General features: G+C 60.7%; 17 protein-coding genes. 6 read left to right on the forward strand and 11 right to left on the reverse strand.

Going from position 1 to position 18,704, the window contains the following annotated elements:
• Positions 1-93 precede the first annotated feature (93 nt).
• Positions 94-882 carry a GntR family transcriptional regulator gene (locus ACNAOT_RS11720; RefSeq protein WP_420178146.1) on the reverse strand — a complete coding sequence of 263 codons (789 nt, stop codon included), beginning with the start codon at positions 880-882 and terminating at the stop codon, positions 94-96.
• Positions 883-1,039: 157 nt separating this feature from the next.
• Between ACNAOT_RS11720 and ACNAOT_RS11725 the strand changes: the two genes are divergently transcribed.
• The gene (locus ACNAOT_RS11725) at positions 1,040-1,333 is read left to right on the forward strand and encodes an HPr family phosphocarrier protein (protein ID WP_420178147.1); all 294 of its coding nucleotides are present in this window, start codon (positions 1,040-1,042) and stop codon (positions 1,331-1,333) included.
• A gap of 118 nt (positions 1,334-1,451) precedes the next feature.
• On the opposite strand, the gene ACNAOT_RS11730 is transcribed toward ACNAOT_RS11725, so the two are convergent.
• The 5 genes from ACNAOT_RS11730 to ACNAOT_RS11750 form a co-directional block, all read right to left on the reverse strand.
• Positions 1,452-1,853: a cytochrome c oxidase subunit 4 gene (locus tag ACNAOT_RS11730; RefSeq protein ID WP_017197598.1), complete on the reverse strand. Its 402-nt coding sequence runs from the start codon at positions 1,851-1,853 to the stop codon at positions 1,452-1,454.
• A complete protein-coding gene (ctaD, locus tag ACNAOT_RS11735; RefSeq protein ID WP_011774899.1) occupies positions 1,850-3,574 on the reverse strand; it encodes a cytochrome c oxidase subunit I in 1,725 nt (574 codons plus the stop codon). The genes ACNAOT_RS11730 and ctaD overlap by 4 nt, the downstream gene beginning before the upstream one ends.
• Before the next feature lie 10 nt (positions 3,575-3,584).
• Entirely contained in the window at positions 3,585-4,457 is an 873-nt protein-coding gene (gene coxB / locus ACNAOT_RS11740) for a cytochrome c oxidase subunit II (protein WP_091467712.1), read from the reverse strand.
• A gap of 182 nt (positions 4,458-4,639) precedes the next feature.
• Positions 4,640-5,032, reverse strand: a complete 393-nt coding sequence (locus ACNAOT_RS11745; protein WP_011774901.1) for a HesB/IscA family protein — start codon at positions 5,030-5,032, stop codon at positions 4,640-4,642.
• A gap of 164 nt (positions 5,033-5,196) precedes the next feature.
• On the reverse strand, positions 5,197-6,630 hold the full coding sequence (locus tag ACNAOT_RS11750; RefSeq protein WP_420178148.1) for a dipeptidase: 1,434 nt from the start codon (positions 6,628-6,630) through the stop codon (positions 5,197-5,199).
• A 134-nt stretch (positions 6,631-6,764) separates the two neighbouring features.
• On the opposite strand from ACNAOT_RS11750, the gene ACNAOT_RS11755 reads away from it, so the two are divergent.
• Complete coding sequence (locus ACNAOT_RS11755; protein WP_017197596.1) at positions 6,765-7,358, forward strand: DUF3043 domain-containing protein; 594 nt, start codon at positions 6,765-6,767, stop codon at positions 7,356-7,358.
• An 80-nt stretch (positions 7,359-7,438) separates the two neighbouring features.
• Here ACNAOT_RS11755 and ACNAOT_RS11760 read toward each other — a convergent pair whose 3' ends face one another.
• Entirely contained in the window at positions 7,439-8,518 is a 1,080-nt protein-coding gene (locus ACNAOT_RS11760) for a quinone-dependent dihydroorotate dehydrogenase (RefSeq protein ID WP_420178149.1), read from the reverse strand.
• Between the two features lie 215 nt (positions 8,519-8,733).
• Here ACNAOT_RS11760 and ACNAOT_RS11765 point away from each other — a divergent pair, with 215 nt between their 5' ends.
• From ACNAOT_RS11765 to ACNAOT_RS11775, 3 genes are all read left to right on the forward strand, one after another.
• The gene (locus tag ACNAOT_RS11765; protein ID WP_420178150.1) at positions 8,734-9,048 is read left to right on the forward strand and encodes a hypothetical protein; all 315 of its coding nucleotides are present in this window, start codon (positions 8,734-8,736) and stop codon (positions 9,046-9,048) included.
• A 291-nt stretch (positions 9,049-9,339) separates the two neighbouring features.
• Positions 9,340-10,365 (forward strand): alpha/beta hydrolase, encoded by a 1,026-nt coding sequence (locus tag ACNAOT_RS11770; protein ID WP_420178151.1) that lies wholly within the window; start codon positions 9,340-9,342, stop codon positions 10,363-10,365.
• Positions 10,362-11,438, forward strand: a complete 1,077-nt coding sequence (locus ACNAOT_RS11775; RefSeq protein WP_420178152.1) for an alpha/beta hydrolase — start codon at positions 10,362-10,364, stop codon at positions 11,436-11,438. The genes ACNAOT_RS11770 and ACNAOT_RS11775 overlap by 4 nt, the downstream gene beginning before the upstream one ends.
• Before the next feature lie 15 nt (positions 11,439-11,453).
• Here the strand turns inward: ACNAOT_RS11775 and ACNAOT_RS11780 are convergent, their stop codons facing one another.
• The 3 genes from ACNAOT_RS11780 to leuA all read right to left on the reverse strand — a co-directional run bounded on the left by ACNAOT_RS11780 (position 11,454) and on the right by leuA (position 14,855).
• A complete protein-coding gene (locus ACNAOT_RS11780; RefSeq protein ID WP_420178153.1) occupies positions 11,454-12,278 on the reverse strand; it encodes an isoprenyl transferase in 825 nt (274 codons plus the stop codon).
• A 2-nt stretch (positions 12,279-12,280) separates the two neighbouring features.
• Complete coding sequence (gene recO / locus ACNAOT_RS11785) at positions 12,281-13,033, reverse strand: DNA repair protein RecO (RefSeq protein ID WP_091467725.1); 753 nt, start codon at positions 13,031-13,033, stop codon at positions 12,281-12,283.
• Between the two features lie 82 nt (positions 13,034-13,115).
• Positions 13,116-14,855, reverse strand: coding sequence for a 2-isopropylmalate synthase (gene leuA / locus ACNAOT_RS11790; RefSeq protein WP_091467727.1), 1,740 nt, complete (start codon positions 14,853-14,855; stop codon positions 13,116-13,118).
• 249 nt (positions 14,856-15,104) lie between these two features.
• Here leuA and ACNAOT_RS11795 point away from each other — a divergent pair, with 249 nt between their 5' ends.
• A complete protein-coding gene (locus ACNAOT_RS11795; RefSeq protein WP_420178154.1) occupies positions 15,105-17,057 on the forward strand; it encodes a M13 family metallopeptidase in 1,953 nt (650 codons plus the stop codon).
• Between the two features lie 75 nt (positions 17,058-17,132).
• Here the strand turns inward: ACNAOT_RS11795 and ACNAOT_RS11800 are convergent, their stop codons facing one another.
• Positions 17,133-18,692, reverse strand: a complete 1,560-nt coding sequence (locus ACNAOT_RS11800; RefSeq protein WP_420178155.1) for an LCP family protein — start codon at positions 18,690-18,692, stop codon at positions 17,133-17,135.
• Between the last annotated feature and the right edge of the window lie 12 nt (positions 18,693-18,704).

The raw sequence follows: 18,704 nt of genomic DNA on the forward strand, positions 1-18,704 counted from the left end.
ACATAAGGGAAGGACCCGGTCCACATGGACCGGGTCCTTCCCTTATCTCTGCTCTATTTCGCCAGCCTGCAGGGCGTTCGGGCAGCTCAAGGTCTACTGTGTGCGATACCCCGACGAGTAGTTGCGCGTGGGACGAATTCCCGGGCGCTGCAAGGGAACCCACAGTTTGTAGCGGTCCGCACGGTAGTACGAGACGGAGTAGTCAACCATTGCACGGGCAACGAAGGCGTGCCGCTGAATCTTGAGTAGCGGGGCGCCGACGTCGACGTTGAGAAGCCGGGCAGTTGACGGCGACGCTGCAGTGGCCTCAATCATGTCCTCACCCCACTCCATCACCAAGCCGAAGCGTTCGCTCAGAACGTTGTACAGCGACGTTGGCGGTGCCTCGTCGAGCAGTCCAGGCACCCGATGGGCGGGAATGAAGTTCTCATCCACGCTCATGGGTTCGTTATCGGCCAACAGCAGACGCCTGAACCGCACCAGGGGCGTGCCCTCGTCCAGTTGCAGCTCCCTGGCCAGGAAAGCACTTGCCGCAATTTGTTCGAAGCTCAGCACCTTTGCAGCGGGCACCATTCCGCGACGCTGCATTTCCTCGCTGTAGGAGGTTAACTTCACCTGTAAATCCAGCTTTGGCTTCCTGACAAAGGTTCCAAGGCCCACTACACGCTCTATTACTTCTTCGCCAACCAAGGCATCAATAGCCTGACGAACTGTCATCCTGGCCAGCCCGAACCGTTCCGATAGATCCCGCTCGGATGGGAGCGCAGACCCTGGTGGACAGGACTGGGCGATAAACGTTCGGAGAATCTCACGGAGCTGAACGTAGATGGGCGTGCCGCTGGTACGGTCGATTTCACCGGCAATGTTTGCTGCCTCAGCCACGGCAGACTTCCACCAATTGAGTCATGGTTCAAGGATAATTCAGCATGGTCGGAGGTCTAGACCACCGGGGACCCATGTGGAATGGGCGGCGCCCCGGCGGCTAGGCTGGTATGGATTGTTTTTGAGACGGAAGTTCCGTCGTATCAAAGGAGCTGGGTTGCCGGAGCAGAGAACCTTCGTTGCCGCTGAAATCGGGCTGCACGCACGGGCCGCCGCAGTATTTGTTCGTGCTGTCACCGAAACAGGCCTACCGGTGACGATCCGCAAGCCCGACGGCGACCCGGTGGACGCCCGTTCCCTTCTGGAAGTGATGACCGAAGATTTCGGACATGGGTGCGAAGTCTTCCTCGCAGTAGCTCCAGACGCACTCAGCGGCGATCAGAGCCTTCCGGAAGCCGAGAATGCCCTCATAGCTCTTTCCGCCGTCCTGGAGGGCGCACAAGCCCACTGAAAGCACTCTCAGCTTCATGTGAAGACCCGCTGTGATGCGAATGTGTTCCCGCACAACGAGGACTTAACGACGATGGGCCCCACCGGAAGGTGGGGCCCATCATTGTTATACCAACTAGTTAGTGGGCGTGATCGCCACGGCTGTACTCGAAGACCCAGCCAACCAAGGCAATCAAGGCAAGTCCGCCGGCAACGTACGTCACCCAGAACCCAATTGCGAGACCGAGGAAGCCTCCTGCGCAAGCCAATCCAAGGACCAGCGGCCACCAGCTCCAGGGGCTGAAGTGACCCTGCTCGCCAGCTCCTTCGTGGATCTCCGCGTCAGGACGGTCTTCTGGTCGAAGGCCGATTCGCTTACCAGTGAATCCGAGGTAGGCACCGATCATGCCGGCAAGGCCACCGACCAGGAGGATGCCCAGGACACCGACCCATTCATTCCATTCCGTCAGGAAACCGTAGGCGATGGCTACGGGGACGAAGAAGAAGACTCCGGCTCCGAAGAGCCACGATTCAATTTTCATTTGCTGACGTCCCTTTGGTCGGCGTTACCCAAAACGGCTGCTGCGGGTGACGGGGCCTCGGCGGTGTGAACCTGGGCCAACTCCGGGTGGTGAAGGTCCAGGGCCGGGCGCTCGGAGCGGATACGGGGCAAGGAAGTGAAGTTGTGGCGCGGCGGCGGGCAGGAAGTTGCCCACTCCAGCGACGCACCGAAGCCCCACGGGTCATCCACTTCTACCTTTTTGTTGCTGCGCCAGGTGATGTAGACGTTCCAGAAGAACGGCAGGAGGGAAGCACCCAGGACGAAGGAAGAAATAGTGGAGAACTGGTTCATCCACGTGAAGTTATCCTGCGGCATGTAGTCGGCGTAACGACGCGGCATACCCTCAACACCCAGCCAGTGCTGAATGAGGAACGTGCCGTGGAAGCCGAGGAACAGCAGCCAGAAGTGAATCTTGCCGAGGCGCTCGTTGAGCATCTTGCCTGTCCACTTGGGCCACCAGAAGTAGAACCCTGCAAACATCGCGAATACGACGGTACCGAACACAACGTAGTGGAAGTGCGCCACAACGAAGTACGAGTCAGATACGTGGAAGTCCAGCGGCGGCGAGGCCAGGATGATGCCGGTGAGACCACCGAAGAGGAAGGTCACGAGGAAGCCGATGCTCCAGAGCATGGGCGTTTCAAACGTAATGGAGCCCTGCCACAGCGTTCCGATCCAGTTGAAGAACTTCACGCCGGTTGGAACTGCGATGAGCATGGTCATGAAAGCGAAGAACGGCAGCAGCACGGATCCGGTCACGTACATGTGGTGGGCCCACACGGTGACGGATAATGCGGCGATGGCGATCGTCGCGTAGACCAGACCCTTGTAGCCAAAGATCGGCTTGCGGCTGAAGACCGGGAAGATCTCGGACACGATGCCGAAGAACGGCAGCGCGATGATGTACACCTCGGGGTGGCCGAAGAACCAGAACAGGTGCTGCCAGAGGACCGCTCCGCCGTTCTCGGGGTCGAAGATGTGGGCACCGAAACGGCGATCCGCACCGAGTGCGAACAGCGCTGCAGCCAGCGGCGGGAACGCCATCAGTACCAGGATGGCCGTAACAAGCGTGTTCCACGTGAAGATGGGCATGCGCCACATGGTCATGCCGGGTGCACGCATGCAGATGATGGTGGTGATGAAGTTGACAGCACCAAGGATGGTACCGAAGCCTGACAGAGCAAGGCCGAAGACCCACAGGTCACCACCGACACCGGGACTGAACGTTGTGTTCGAGAGAGGCGCGTAAGCAAACCAACCGAACGATGCAGCACCCTGGGGGGTGATGAACCCGGACACGGCAATGGTCGAACCAAAGAGGAAGAACCAGAAAGCCAAGGCGTTCAGACGCGGGAAGGCAACGTCGGGCGCGCCAATCTGAAGCGGCATGATCACGTTGGCGAAGCCAGCAAACAGCGGTGTAGCGAACATCAGGAGCATCACGGTGCCGTGCATCGTGAACATCTGGTTGTACTGCTCTTTGGTCTGCAGAATCTGCATACCAGGCTCGAACAATTCAGCGCGGATCAGCAGCGCCATGACGCCGCCGAGGCAGAAGAACACGAACGACGCAATCAGGTACATGTACCCGATGGTCTTGTGGTCCGTGGAGGTGATCCAGTTGACGACAATGCGTCCCTTGGATTTAGGAACTACGGGGGCTTCTAGGACCCCCGGTGCGGATTGAGTGTACGTAGCCACGTCGCTCCCCTTACTTGGTTTCGTTCAGGTTCGGGTTGCGGTCATATTCCGCACCGAGCAGGCCCGTGTTGCCATCCTGGCGCAGCTTCTCCATGTGAGCCTGGAATTCAGTCTCGGAGACAACCTTCACGCGGAAGAGCATTTCGGAGTGGTATTCACCGCAGAGTTCGGCGCACTTGCCATCGAAAGTGCCCTCCTTGGTGGGGGTGAACCTGATGTAGTTCGTCTTGCCGGGAATCATGTCGCGCTTCTGCAGGAAGGCGGGAACCCAGAAGGAGTGGATGACATCGCGGGAGTTCAGCTCCAGGTCCACTGACTTGCCAACCGGCAAGTACAGGGTGGGGAGAAGTTCCTTGTTGACCTCGGCACCGGTCAGGTGGGCTTGAACGCCGGCTTCGTGGAGGTCTTCATTGATGACCTCACCCTTTTTGTAGTTGAAGTCCCAGGCCCATTGTTTGCCGCGGACGTCAACAACGACGTCGGCGGGCTGCGAGCGGTCATCGATCGCACGCTGGTCCTGGTCGGTGAAGTAGAAGAACACCAGCACCATGAACAGCGGGATGGTCAAGTAGAAGACCTCGAGCGGCAGGTTATAGCTGAGCTGCTTGGGGAAACCCGTGGTGCCCTTGCGGCGACGGTAAGCGATGATGCACCAGACCAGAAGGCCCCACGTGATAATACCGACTGCCAAGGCGGCGATCCATGAGTTGACCCAGAGGTCCATGATCCGGTCAGTGTGGTTGGTCGTGCCGCGCTCTGTAGGCAGCCAACCCTTCTCTACCTCTGGTGAACATCCGGTCAAAACCAACGCGCCGGCTAGTGCCAAGCCAGTGATCGATGTGATCTTTATGCGTCGGCTGCCGGTTCGGTTCTGCGAACTCACAGACGGCCCTTCCTCTTGTTGCTGTCTCCCGGCAGGCCGAAGGCTCACCGGGCACACTAAAAGTTTTACTACCCGATGTAGAGCTTACCGCTATCACGCGGTTTTCGCGCACATGTCGGCGCCGTGGCTCCGAACGGTTTCAAACCGCGCGAAGAGGCGCCGACATGCGGCGATGGCTCACATCAGTGGAATGAATCGCCGCAGGCGCAAGACCCGCCGGCGTTTGGGTTGTCGATGGTGAAGCCCTGCTTCGAAATGGTGTCTTCGAAGTCGATGCTTGCGCCGCTGAGGTAAGGAACGCTCATCTTGTCCACTACGACCTCAACGCCGTCGTAGTCGCGCACAGCGTCTCCGTCGAGCAGTCGCTCATCGAAGTAAAGCTGGTAGATCAGCCCCGAGCATCCTCCGGGCTGGACTGCAACGCGCAGCCGAAGGTCTGTGCGCCCTTCCTGCTCGAGGAGGCTGCGGACCTTGCCTGCGGCGACGTCGGTCAGATTGACCTCGTGCGTGGCCAGTTCGTCGTCGTTGGTGACGAGCTGTGCTCCGGTGCTGTTTTCGTTGGTTGCAGTGCTCATTGGCCTACCTTCTTATGAAGCTCCTGGCGGCGGCGCCGGAACGCTGCCTGCCCTTACCCAATTACGTACGGGTTATAGCTAATGCTACGTCGCGCAGACGCTTAGCTATAACTCCTGACGTAACCACAGACAGCATTCCGTTGTTCCCGGCGCGCCGTGGGAGCTTACTCCACCAAGCCCTCGGCGTTGAGGCGGGCCAGCATCAGGGCTTCGGCCAACACCGCGTGCCGGAAGTCTCCGATGTGCAACGATTCGTTGGCACTGTGCGCGCGGGAATCGGGGTCCTCCACGCCTGTCACGAGGATCTGGACGTCCGGATACATCTCCAAGAGGTCGGAGATGAACGGAATGGAGCCACCGATGCCCATTTCCACGGGTTTGACGCCCCATGACTCACCCAGCGCCCACAGTGCCACCCGCGCCGCTGCGGAGGTCGTATCGGTGGAGAAGGCATTACCCCTCTCCCCCGGCGTGAACGTCACCTTTGCACCAAAAGGCGCATTGGATTCAACGTGCTGCTTCAGTGCCGCCATTGCCGCTTCGGGATCCTGGCCCGGAGCCAACCGCATGCTGAATTTTGCGCGGGCCGCCGGTATGAGGGTGTTCGAGGCGACATCGACAGCCGGGACGTCCATGCCGATGATGGACAGTGCAGGCTTGGTCCACAGGCGGGAGGCGATGGTTCCGCTCCCGGCGAGCCTCACGCCGTCGAGCACTGAGGCATCGGCGCGATAGTCCGCTTCGGTGAGGTCCACGGCCGCCTCGTCACGGCCCACAAGTCCGGCTACCGCAACGTTCCCATCATCGTCGTGAAGTGTGGCAATGAGCCGGGACAAGAGAGTAGGAGCATCGAGCACGGGGCCGCCGAACATGCCTGAGTGCACGGCATGCTCGAGGACGCGCACTTCGAAGGTGCCGTCCACCAAACCCCGAAGGCTGGTGGTCAGGGCGGGAACGCCCACTTTCCAGTTACTGGAGTCGGCAACAACAATCACATCTGCCCGGAGAAGTTCCTGGTGCTCCTCAAGGAATGTCCGGAAAGTGGGCGACCCCGCTTCTTCCTCCCCTTCGAAGAACAAGGTCACGCCGAGCCCGAAATCCTCCCCCAGGACCTTAGTGACAGCACTGTATGCGGCCAGGTGCGCCATGATCCCTGCTTTGTCGTCGGCAGCGCCGCGGCCGTACAACCGGCCATCACGTTGTTGGGCGACGAACGGTTCCGACTTCCAGAGGCTCCGGTCCCCGGGTGGCTGGACGTCATGGTGCGCGTAGAGCAGGATGGTCGGCTTGCCTTCGGCGGCAGGTCGGCGCGCGACGACGGCAGGACCACCGGGCGTACCGTCACCCTTGTTGCAGCGAAGGATGCGGACGTCCTCCATGCCGGCTTCCTTAACCACGGAAGCCACGGCGTCAGCGCTTCGATCCAGTTCCTTCGGATCGAAGCTTGGCCATGCAATCCCCGGAATGCCCACCAGCTCTTCCAGTGACGCGAGTGTGTTCTCGAAAGAGTCGTTGACCGCCGTGGTCAGTGCCTCGACCGGAGTGGAGTCGGGGCGCCCTTGCTTGTTCTGCGGGATCTCCGCATGTGCTGAAGTCATGGGCCACACTTTACCGCCGGGGATTCTCCCGCCGCAGCAGGCGCAGCCCAAGCCATGGGGCTTGATGAAGGGCAAAGGGCGCGAGCAACCGGACACGTAACGTGCGCCACCTTCTTGAGGGGTATTCTGTATGGGTGTTCGGACGCAAAAAGGAAGAGCCCAGCGCTCAATCAGTAGTAGATCAGGCCTACGCCACCGCACCGGAGTCCGGTGCGGGAAAAGGCGCCCCAACGCCCAAACGGAAGGACCAGGAAGCGGCCCGCAAGCGCCCTTTGGTTCCCAACGACCGTAAGGCCTCCAAGGCAGCGGAAAGGGTAGCCATCCAGGACCAGCGGCAGAAAATGCGGCAGGCCCTCGATACAGGTGATGAGAGGTTCCTCCCCCTTCGCGACAAGGGGCCTCAAAAGCGTTACACGCGTGACTACGTGGACGCTCGGTTCAGCTTGGGCGAGTACCTCATGTTCGGCGCTTTGCTGTTCGTCGTAATTTCCCTGATCATTCCGCCCACCAGCGCCGGCATCAGCTACGTCCTTATTGGATTCTGGATCATGTTCCTCGCTGTCTTCGTGGACGTCTTCATCCTGTCGCGCAAGCTTCGCAAGCGGCTAACCGAGAAGTTCGGCGAAGTGGAACGGGGCTCCATCTGGTATGGATGCATGCGTGCCCTCCAGTTCCGCAAACTCCGCCTTCCCAAGCCCCAGGTAAAGCGCGGGCAGTACCCCGCCTAGGCGCCGGAAACCCAGGCACCCCAACCCTTGCATTCAAGAAGACCCCGGACCACTGGTCCGGGGTCTTCTTGTAGCTGGTATCAGCGAGCTGCCCGCTGACGAAGTTTCACGAGGCCCTTGTTGATGCGCGAAGCCCAAAAAGGTCCTTCATAGAGGAACGCTGTATAACCCTGCACCAGAGTTGCTCCAGCGTCCAAGCGGTCCTGAACATCCTGCGGCGTCTCCACGCCACCCACCGCAATGAGCACGAGCTGGTCCCCCACAGCGTTCTTGAGCCTGCGCAATACATCCAGGGAGCGCTGCTTCAGGGGTGCTCCCGACAAGCCGCCCGCGCCCAGGGACTCCACCTTCGCGGCGTCGGAGACGAGCCCATCACGGGAAATCGTGGTGTTGGTGGCAATAATCCCATCGAGTTTCAGGTCCAGCGCAAGGCGTGCGACGTCGTCGACATCATCATCGGAAAGGTCCGGCGCGATCTTGACCAGAAGGGGTACATGCCGGCCGGCAGCTTCGTCCGCAGCGTCGCCAACAGCCCGCAACAGGGGACGCAGCGTCTCCACATTCTGCAGCAAGCGCAGCCCCGGCGTATTCGGAGAACTAACATTGACCACCAGGTAGTCGGCTGCCGGCGCCAGGCTACGTGCACTCACCAAATAGTCCTCGGTAGCGTCGTCGAGCTCAACCAGCTTGGTCTTGCCGATGTTCACCCCAATAACCGGCCGGACGTCGGGGTAATGCCGCTGCAAAGCAGCCCGTGCTGACTTGAGTCTCGGCGCGACTGCTGCGGCGCCGTCGTTGTTGAATCCCATGCGGTTGATGACCGCTTTGTCCTCAATCAAACGGAAAAGGCGGGGCTTTTCATTGCCTGGCTGCGCCTGGCCGGTGATGGTCCCCACCTCCACATGTCCGAAGCCGAGCTCGGACAAGGCTTCAATGCCGTGACCCTCTTTGTCGAAGCCTGCGGCCAAGCCGAAAGGAGACGGAAAGGTGAGCCCCAGCGCTTCCGTCCGAAGGGAAGCATCAGGAGCTGTGATCCTGGACAAAATCCGGCCGGCTCCGGAACGGTGGGCCGCCCGGATGCCTTGGAAGCCAATCTTGTGGGCTTTCTCGGCATCCATCCAGGAGAAGGCCAACTTGAAGAATGTGGGGTAAACACGCATGGTCCTAGTTTTCCCGCTTACAGACAACTCACCAAACCCGTGACCCGGCCTGCCGCTAGCATGTAGGCGTGCCGCCAGAAAATCGTGACGCAGATCATGGGAGCCAAAAGGTCGCTGCCGACGTCTGGCGGCGGCCGCTTTGACCGCTCCGTGGACCAGAAGGCCCGGGAGTGGGCCGAGGCTTATGTCCATTTCGCCTCAGGTCAGAAGCGGTCATGGCTACGGAGCCTGGGAGTAGGCTTTTTTCCTTTGTGCAGTGGGCTGAACGCGGCGGCTACGGGCCGCAGGGCCACGGCAATACCGTGCCCCGGTTCCACGTCACGTGGGACACGGGACCGGCGCTGGTTGAACCGTTCCTCGCCAAGGTGCTGGAGGGCGTTGATACCGGCAGGGTCGGCCTTCACTTCAGGCATCGGGCCTTGTCGCTGACGACGACGGCGGACAGGTCACCGGCGTTTCCGGCGACGTTCTGCAACCGTCGACGGCGGTCAGGGGACAACATCCGGCCGCGTCGTCATCGGGAGCTTTGAGGCAAGGACGGGAGCCGTGGTGGTGACCACTGGCGGCATCGGCGGCAATCACGCCAAAGTGCGCCGGCAATGGCCGGACGACACGGCTCCCGACTACATGCTCAGTGGAGTACCAGCTTCAGTTGACGGCGAGTTCCTGTCCGCCGTGGGATCCGCGGGAGCTGCCTTGGTCAACGGCGACCGCATGTGGCACTACGGTATCGGGCTTTGGAAGGAACATTCCTCGGCGGTTGCCTCTTCACGAGGAGGGCCGCGGGCCGGGACGTCGCCGCCAGTGTCTAAGCTAAAGCCATGGAGTGGACGGCTGACATCCTGGGAACCGACTTCCAATCCTGCAGGGTTGACGCCCCAGGGCCGGATGGCGTGGTCCGGCGCGCCACCTTGATTCGGCACAGGGCCGAGTCCAAAGACCAAGCTGACAGCGTCGCCTACTCAGCTCCGAAGCGCTACGGTGCCGTACTTTTCCTGCACGGTTGGAGCGACTACTTTTTCAACACCGAGTTGGCCCGCTTCTGGGCACAGCTTGGCTACGACTTCTACGCCCTGGACATGCACAACCACGGCCGGAGCCTACAGGCCGATATGCCCGGCGGCTACGTGGCCGACTTGGCCGACTACGATGGCGAAATTGAGAAGGCCATCGAAATCATTCGCCACGACCACACTGCCTCCTCAACTGGAAGCCTGACCCTGATGGGCCATTCAACCGGAGGACTGGTTGCGGCGCTTTGGGCCAGCCGCCACCCGGACGACATCCAATACCTGATTCTCGACAGTCCATGGCTGGAGATGCACGGTAGTTCATTGGTGCGGCGCGCAGCGCAAGCCATGGTGTCCCCGATCGCAAGGATCCGCCCGGAGATGGTTTTGAGGTTGCCGGAGCGGGGCTTCTACTTCCGGAGCATCAGCAGCACTGCTGAAGGGGAATGGACCCTGGATGAGAACTACAGGCCTCCGCTCGCTTTCCCTGTCCGGGCAGGTTGGTTGAGCGCAGTGTTCGCGGGCCATTCCAAAGTTGCCCGCGGCTTGAAGCTGGAGATGCCTGTCCTTGTGCTGACGTCCACCACCAGCGCCAATGGCATGGTGTGGCAGGAAACGATGCGCCGATCGGACGCCGTCCTGGACGTTAGCGTCATTGCACTGCGGGCGATGGCCTTAGGCCGGACAGTTACCTTGGAACGCATCGACGGAGCCCTCCATGACGTCTTCCTTTCAGCGCCGGCAGTAAGGAAGGACGCTTATTCACGACTTGCCCGGTGGGTCAAAGGATTTATGGACAACAACGAGCCGGATCGTCGGCGGGAAGGGGACGCATGACCACCACGGAGGAGTCGGTTTCACTATGGCAGCCCGACGTCCTCGGCCAAGGCTACGAGCGCATGGATTTACCCTTGAAAGCCGACGAGGAGGAGGGGCCAGTAAAGGCGACCCTCATCAGGCATGCACCGCCCGTGGCCCATCCGCCACAGCAAGGCGTGCTTGATTTCCTGGCTTCCTTTGCCAAGCGCAAACGACGCCCAGCCCCATCTGATCCCGGCGGAGCCCCGAAGGTGGTCCTCTACCTGCACGGATGGGCGGACTACTTTCTACAGACGGAGCTGGCCGAGTACCTCACGGCGTCAGGATTTCACTTCTATGCCCTGGACCTCCGGAAATTCGGCCGAAGCCTGCTACCGGGACAGACACCCGGCTACACATCCGATCTTGGCGTATACGACGAAGACCTCGCCGCAGCCTTACGTGAGATCGAACGGGACGTAGCCGCAAGCACCAACAACGCGACGCCGCCCACTATCCACCTGCTCGCCCATTCCTTGGGCGGCTTGATCGCGGCCCTTTGGGCCGACCGTAATCCCGGCCGAGTGGGAACGTTGGTCCTGAATTCTCCATGGCTGGAACTGCAGGGAAGCAGCCTGGTCCGAAGTATCGCCATGCATCTGGTGGAACCCTTTGCCCGGACCGATCCAAAACGTCCTTTCAGGTTCCCGGAAATGCCCGCATATTGGGAAAGTGTCAGCAACGAGGCACATGGCGAGTGGACGCTGGATCCGGTGTGGCGTCCGCGGGCTTCGTTTCCTATCCGGGCCGGATGGACAAAAGCAGTTCTAGCGGGCCACGCCGCGGTAGAGCGCAAGCTCAACATAGACGCCCCGGTGCTTGTGCTTTTGTCCGGGAGGACCAGGATCCAGGCCGAATGGACTGCCGACCTCATGCGTGCCGATGCCGTCATCGACGTTGAAGAAACGTCGCGGCGGGCGCTTGGCCTTGCCCGGAGGACCGCTGTTTTCCGCTATCCCGGCGCCCTGCACGACGTGTTTCTGTCAAGGCGCACAGTCCGCCAACAAGCATACCGTGACGTTGCCGTGTGGCTGGCGGCCTACCCGTACTGAGTTAACGTGTATGTGCTATTTGACAGCGGGCGCCGCGTCCACGGCCCCTCCGTAGCGACGGTCGCGTTTGGCATAAACTTCGACGGCGTCCCAAAGGGTCCGCCGATCCACATCCGGCCACAACGTATCCATGAAGACGAACTCCGCATAAGCCGACTGCCAAAGAAGGAAATTGGATAGCCTCTGCTCCCCCGAACTGCGCAGGAAGAGATCCACATCGGGAAGGTCCGGCTCATCCAAGTACTTTTGAATGGTCTTCTCCGACACCGACCCCGGCTTCAACCGGCCAGCGGCGACGTCGTGCGCGATGGCGGAAACGGCGTCGGCAATTTCTGCGCGTCCACCGTAATTAACACACATGGTCAGTGTGCAGGTGTCATTGGCTCGGGTGTAGTCCTCTGCCTCTTCCAGCTCCTTGATGACCGATCCCCACAGGCGGGGCCTGCGGCCAGCCCAACGGATGCGGACACCCCACTCATCGAGTTGGTTGCGTTGGCGGCGTAGTACATCCTTGTTAAATCCCATGAGGAATCGAACTTCTTCCGGTGACCGGCGCCAGTTCTCGGTGGAGAACGCGTACACACTGACGTACTTGATCCCGAGTTCGATCGCTCCTGCCATGACGTCCAAGAGCGCGGGCTCGCCGGCCTTGTGTCCCTCTATCCGAGGGAGGCCCCGCTGATTAGCCCAACGCCCGTTGCCGTCCATGACTATGGCCACGTGCTGCGGAATGAGCTCACTTGGAATACTCGGCGGCAGAGCTCCGGAAGGGTGTCCATAAGGGGCAACCACGGGGGCAGTCCTCGCCGCTGTTGATTTACTCTTCTTTACAAGTACCACTGTCAGCTTCGCTCCACGTGTTTGAGTGATTTCAGGGCTCGTTCAAGATGCCACTGGAGGTAACTGGCAACCAAGCCGGCAGCCTCCCGCCTGTGCCGCGGATCCGAAGCATCAGCGACGCTCCAATTGCCAGTTAGTAAGGCGCCCAGCAACAGTACTGTCTCCGGCGCCGGAGCCGGAGAGCCCGGGGGCCTGCAGTCGCCGCACACCATGCCGCCAACGGGGGCGGCAAACGCTGTGTGAGGACCGGGACGGCCACATCGTGCACAATCAGTGAAGCTTGGTGCCCACCCACCGGTGGCCAGCGCCCGCAAAAGATAAGAATCAAGAATGAGCTCGGGTGGATGGTCCGAACGGCTCAAGGCAGCCAGCGCACCAACCAGCAGATTATATTGGGCGGTCCCGGATTCGGTATCAGCATCCGTGAGCTTCTCGGCAGTCTCCGTCATGGCTGCAGCCACAGTGAACCGCCCATAGTCGGCCGCGATACTACTTCCGTACGCGCCCTTCGCCACGGCCTGGGTCACAATGTCCAAGGTCCGGCCCGAGACCAGTTGCAGGTCCGCCACCATGAAGGGCTCCAGCCGCGCCCCGAAGCGGCTACTGGTCCTGCGAACACCCTTGGCGACGGCACGAACCTGACCATGGTGTTTGGTCAGCAGAGTGATGATTCGATCCGCCTCGCCCAGCTTGTGGGTACGAAGCACCACGGCATCGTCCCGATAGGACCGCGCTGCAAACGACGGATTGGCCACAACTAATCTTCCCACTATGCCTGGTCCGGCAGTGTTCGCCGGACCGTGTGGTGACGGTATTTCCCGTCACCACACGGTGGGCTTAGGCCTGGGCGTCCCGGACGGCCCGGTTCACTGCCGAGATCAATGCCTTGAGGGAGGACGTGGTGGTGCTGGGGTCAATTCCGACACCCCACAAAACGCGTTCTCCGACAGCACATTCAACGTAGGCCGCAGCACTGGCACTGCCGCCTTCGGACAGGGCATGCTCGCTGTAATCGAGCACCCGCACGTCAACGCCATCGTGGTGGAGTATGTCCAACAGGGCTGCAATGGGACCATTGCCGTGGCCGGTGCGGCGGACTTCGACGCCGTCGATCCGCAGGTTTGCATTCATGGTCATGGCGCCCGATTCGTCCGTCTCGGTGCTCACGCTACCCAGCCCATAGCGACCCCACTGAGCCTGCTCTTCTTCGGAGGGCAAGTACTCATCCTGGAAGATCTGCCACAGCTGGGCACCACTCACCTCGCCGCCCACGGCATCGGTACGACGCTGGATGACTCCGGAGAACTCGATCTGTGCCCGGCGGGGCAAATCCAGGTTGTGCTCGTTCTTCAGCAGGTAGGCCACGCCGCCCTTGCCGGACTGCGAGTTAACCCGGATAACAGCTTCATAGCTGCGGCCGAGGTCCTTGGGGTCGATGGGCAGGTAGGGAACCTGCCAGGTGAAGTCGTCAACCGACTTCCCGGCAGCAGCAGCGTCCTTCTCGAGCGCCTCAAAGCCCTTCTTGATGGCATCCTGGTGCGAACCGGAGAAGGCCGTAAAGACGAGGTCGCCACCGTAGGGCGAACGCTCCGGGACCGGCAACTGGTTGCAGTACTCCACAGTGCGGCGTATCTCATCGATATCTGAGAAATCAATCATGGGGTCTACACCCTGCACGAACATGTTGAGCCCCAGCGTCACCAAGTCGACGTTGCCGGTACGTTCGCCGTTGCCGAACAAGCAACCTTCAATGCGGTCGGCGCCTGCCAGGTAACCCAGCTCAGCTGCAGCTACGCCCGTGCCGCGGTCGTTGTGCGGGTGGAGGGAGATGATGATTCCCTCGCGGGGGTGCAGGTTCCTGTGCATCCACTCGATGGAGTCTGCATAGACGTTGGGGGTTGCCATTTCCACCGTGGCCGGCAGGTTGATGATGACCTGCTTGTCGGCAGAAGCCTCAAAGACATCAGCAATGGCGTTGCACACGCGGGCGGCATACTCGAGTTCGGTTCCCGTGAATGACTCCGGTGAGTACTCATACGTGATGTGCGTGTCTGTCAGGGTCTCTTCATACTTCTTGCACAGACGCGCACCCTGCAGCGCAATATCCAGAATGCCGTCTTCGTCCTGGTTGAATACAACGCGACGCTGCAATACGGACGTGGAGTTGTACAGGTGCACGATAGCCTGCTTGGCGCCCACCAGGGATTCGTAGGTGCGTTCAATCAAGTGTTCACGCGCCTGCGTCAGAACCTGGATGCTGACGTCGTCCGGAATATGACCGCCCTCGATGAGCTGGCGAACAAAGTCGAAGTCAGTCTGCGACGCTGAGGGGAAACCAACCTCGATTTCCTTGTAGCCCATCTTGACGAGCAGCTGGAACATCTTCAGCTTGCGTGCCGGGCTCATGGGGTCGATCAGTGCCTGATTACCGTCGCGCAGGTCAACTGCGCACCAACGCGGAGCCTTGGTGATGACCTTGTCCGGCCAGGTGCGGTCCGGAACCTCGACGCTGATCTGGTCCTGGAACGGCAGGTAGCGGTGAATCGGCATACCGGAGGGCTTTTGTGCATTACGCATGACGTGTGGCCTTTTCTCTAAGAACTAAATGAAAGCTTAGCCGGACACAACGGAACTCCGCGGCGAGGATGGCCCAGCTTCAGATAGCTTTCAGGCCCCGCCGCGGCAGCTAAGAAGAAGCATCGCCGTACGCACAAATTCACACTAACACGATGCGTATGATGACAGTGCAACACCTCATGCAACGTCCACTATGCAGACGCCGCGACGGTGGAAACGCCGACTGCAGCGTCCACACAAGGAGCCACAGTGCCACAGTCGGGGATCTCTCTTTCCAACATCGATCACAGCGTCCGGCCCCAGGACGACCTCTATCAGCACGTCAATGGTGCGTGGCTCAACAGCACAACGATTCCGGACGACAGGCCGCTTGAAGGTACTTTCACGGCTTTGCGCGATGGCGCGGAGCTGGCCGTGAAGGCGATTATCGAAGAGGCGGCCGCCAAAGGCGGGTCAGCCACCGGCGTCGAACAGAAAGTTGGCGGACTCTACGCGAGCTTCATGGACGAAGAAGCAGCCGAGGCGAAGGGGATGGAGCCCGTGCGAGGCCGTCTTGATGAGGTTCGCGAGGTGGGCTCCCCAGCGGAACTGGCTGCCCTGATCGGACGATTGTTCCGCTCGGACGTCTCCGGGCTCTTTTCGATCTACCCCGCACCGGACGCTGGCAACCCGGAGCGCATTCTCCTTTATATCGGACAAGGGGGCCTGGGATTGCCGGACGAGTCCTACTACCGGGAAGAAAAGTTCGCGGCCATCGTCGCGGCCTATGGCGACTACATTGCCAAGCTGTTCAACCTCGCAGGCATCCCCGACGCGCAAGCTGCCTCCCAGCGCATCGTCGCACTCGAAACCGCTCTGGCATCCCACCACTGGGACAATGTCACGCTGCGGGATCCCCAGAAGACCTACAACCTCAAGACCGCGGCTGAAGCCGTGGAACTGTTCCCCCTGCTCGACACCTGGTTCCAGGCGGCAAGGGTGGAACCAGCCAAGCGTAGTGAAATCGTGGTGAGCACGCCGGACTTCTTTGCTGGCGCGGCAGCTTTGCTGGAATCCCAGCCCCTGGAAACCTGGAAGGAGTGGCTGACCCTCCGGGTTCTCAGTTCGGCTGCGCCCTATCTTTCGTCCGCGTTCGTTTCCACGAACTTCGACTTCTACGGCACCACGCTCAGCGGTACGCCGCAGAACAGGGAACGGTGGAAGCGCGGAGTGGCCGTCGTTGAGGCGGCCCTCGGCGAGGCAGTCGGCCAGATCTACGTTGACCGGCACTTCCCTGCCGGACACAAAGCAAGGATGGAGACCCTGGTCTCAAACCTGATCGAAGCTTATCGGGAGAGTATTTCTTCCCTCGGATGGATGGGCGAGGAGACCAAGAAAGAGGCACTGAAGAAGCTGGACGCGTTCCGTCCAAAGATCGGTTTCCCGGACAAATGGATCGATTACTCCGCCGTGGAAATCGATCCGACGGATCTCCTCGGCAACGTGGAGCGCGCCCATGACGCGGATGTGGACCGGCACCTGGACGAGATCGGTAAGCCGGTTGATCTGACGAAATGGCTCATGACACCGCAGACCGTTAATGCCTACTACCATCCGATGCTCAACGAGATCGTTTTTCCCGCGGCTATCCTTCAGCCACCCTTCTTTAACGCAGATGCGGATGACGCTGTGAACTACGGCGGAATCGGCGCGGTGATCGGTCACGAAATCGGCCACGGTTTCGACGACCAAGGGTCCCAGTTCGATGGCAGCGGCGCACTCCGCAATTGGTGGACGGAAGACGACCGTACAGCCTTCGAAGCCCTGACGGCGAAATTGGTTGCCCAGTACGACGCCCTGTCCCCCTACGCTGCGCCCGACCATAAGGTCAACGGCAAGCTAACTCTGGGCGAGAACATAGGCGACCTCGGAGGCCTCACTATTGCCTACAAGGCCTATCTCCTGAGCCTGAACGGAGCCGAGCCTGAGGTCCTTGACGGCTTCACGGGCTTCCAGCGGTTCTTTATGTCGTGGGCTGCCGGTTGGCGCCAGGTGATCCGGACCGAAGAAGCGATCCGGAGGCTGGCTACGGACCCCCACTCCCCCAACGAGTTCCGCACCAACGCCATAGCCCGCAACCTCGATGCCTTCCATGAAGCCTTCGACGTGACGGAAGCCGATGGCATGTGGATGGAACCCGGGGAACGCGTCAGCATCTGGTAGTACCCGGAAGCGCAACGGCCGGCCAGTTGAAGAACTGGCCGGCCGTTGGTGTGTTCGGCTAAAGCAGGGAATCTCCTACTGGTCGATGTAGAGGGGATTCACCTGTTGGCAAACGGCATCGCTGGCCGTTTGGTTGACAACATCTGACGGGACTGAGGCTGCGCCGTACGCAGTTCCGGTGCCGAAGTCCGTGCCAACGTACAGCTGCACGCCCGCTACACCCGGGGCTTCCTGAACCTGGGCGGCCGGGATTCCGAACAGGGTGGCCACGTCGGCGGCCACATCCGCAAAACCCGGTCCGTAGTAAAGCACAGTTTGATCCACAGGATTGGCCAAGTAGGACACCGTCTGGGCAAATCCGTTCCCCGTGAGCACGGCCATGAGCTCCTGTGCCCGTGTAGCGACGCCGCTGCCATTGGCAACGGCCACCGGCTGGATCGCTTTGTCATACGCCGGCGCGGCAGGCGTGGTGGCCGTTGGCTGAGGAGCCGGGCTTTCGCTAGGTGCCGGAGTGGACGTCGCACCGGGTGTTGTGAGGTCCAGGTCGGCACGAAGTGCCGCGAACAGCTGTGATGACTGAGGCTCCACGAGCTCCAACCGGTTGAGGTCGGCCGCCGCCTGCTGCGTAGGCACAGCCACGAACGCCACCTTGGAAACATCAATATCCTTGAGCCGCCCACCAATGGTCAACAGTGAAGGAACCGACGCCAGGCCCTCGTCCACTGTCAGGTTCTGCGTGACCACATCCGCGATCTGCAAAAGCCGCTGCGGGTTGCCCAAAGTTCCCTCGTCCTTGAGCTTCCGGGTGAGGGAAGAGAGGAAAGCCTGCTGGCCCTTGATGCGACCGAGGTCGCCTCCGTCACCGAATGCATGCCTGGTTCGGAGAAATGCCAAAGCCTGTTCGCCTTCCACCAGGGAATCGCCCTTGGCAAGGCGGAGGCGGGAATCCGGGTCAAAGACCGGATCGCTGACGCAAACGTTGACGCCGCCCACCGCGTGGGATAGCTCCTTGACGGCGTTGAAATCAGCCATCATGAAGTGGTCGATTTCCAAGCCGGTCAACTGGTTGACGGTATCCACAGCGCAGCCGATGCCTGCCTCAGCCATGGCCTCGTTGATCATCACCCCACTGCGGGCAGGAAACGTCTGGTTATTGGTACGGTCCGTGCACTGCGGAACGTCCACCAACAGGTCTCGCGGGAAACTCAGGACGTTAACCCGTTTGTTGTCCGCTGAGATGTCCAGGAGCATCATCACATCGGAGTGGCCATAGCCGGTGGAGTCTTCAGTGCTGCCGTATTCGGCGTTCTTTCCATCACGGGTATCGGAGCCAAGAATCAGGATTTGCAGGCGATCCGTCTTGTCATCGACCAGCGGATCACCCGCATTGCGTGTCTCGCCGGCACTCAAGGGGGCCTTGGTGATGTTGGTCTGCAACCGGATAAACCAAAAAGCGGCAAAGGCAACGCCTGCAACCAGCGCAACGGAGACCACGCCGGTAACAATTTTCAACCAAAGCGGCAGGCCTTTTGGCGCCTTCATGTGGCGAGCGGTACCGTCGGCATCCTCTCCATGGCGTGCCCCACCGGGGACAGCGGTGCCGGTGCCCTGCGGGCGGGCGTCACGACGTCGCACTATTTGGTTTAC

Source organism: Paenarthrobacter sp. TA1.8 (assembly GCF_048595705.1).
Lineage (GTDB): Bacteria > Actinomycetota > Actinomycetes > Actinomycetales > Micrococcaceae > Arthrobacter > Arthrobacter nitroguajacolicus.